Annotated in this window: 1 pseudogene; it reads left to right on the top strand. The window is 78.1% G+C overall.

The window, feature by feature from the left end:
• A pseudogene (locus tag ACOV8S_RS23935) lies at positions 1-538 on the top strand (hypothetical protein); the annotation flags it as partial.

Raw genomic sequence — 538 nt, 5'->3', positions numbered from 1 at the left:
GAGCACACCGCCGCCGCCCCCGACGGGCAGGCCCCCGCCGGTGACGCCTACGCCATGGCCGGAGAGGCCTACCCGGCCGCCGACGCCTCGCTCGGCGCGGGCACGGCCTACGCCGCCCGGACCGACGGCGGCACCGGCCAGTACCCCGTCGCCCCGCAGCAGCAGGCGTACGCCGGACAGGAGACCGCGGCCCAGGACACGTTCGGCGGCCAGGAGGCGTTCGCCCCCGCCCCGCAGGACGCCCACAACGGTGGGCAGGACGCCCACAACGGTGGGCAGGACACCTACCACGGCGCGCAGGACACGTACGCGGGTCAGGACGCCGCCGCCCTGCAGCAGAGCTTCCCCAACGACACCCTCTCCGGGCACGGCACGCTCGGCGGCCGACTGGGCATCGCGGCCCACGACCTCGCCGCCGCGCAGCAGCAGGCCGCGGCGCAGCAGGCCCCGGCCCACGGGCAGGACGCCTCCGGGCAGTTCGCCCTCGCCGAGCAGCCGCTGGGCGAGTTCGTGCCGGTCCCCGGCACCGTTCCCGCCC

The organism is Streptomyces sp. CO7, from assembly GCF_053474865.1.
The sequence above is the reverse complement of the archived record's forward strand: the minus strand, read 5'-3'. Positions and strand labels throughout refer to the sequence as shown.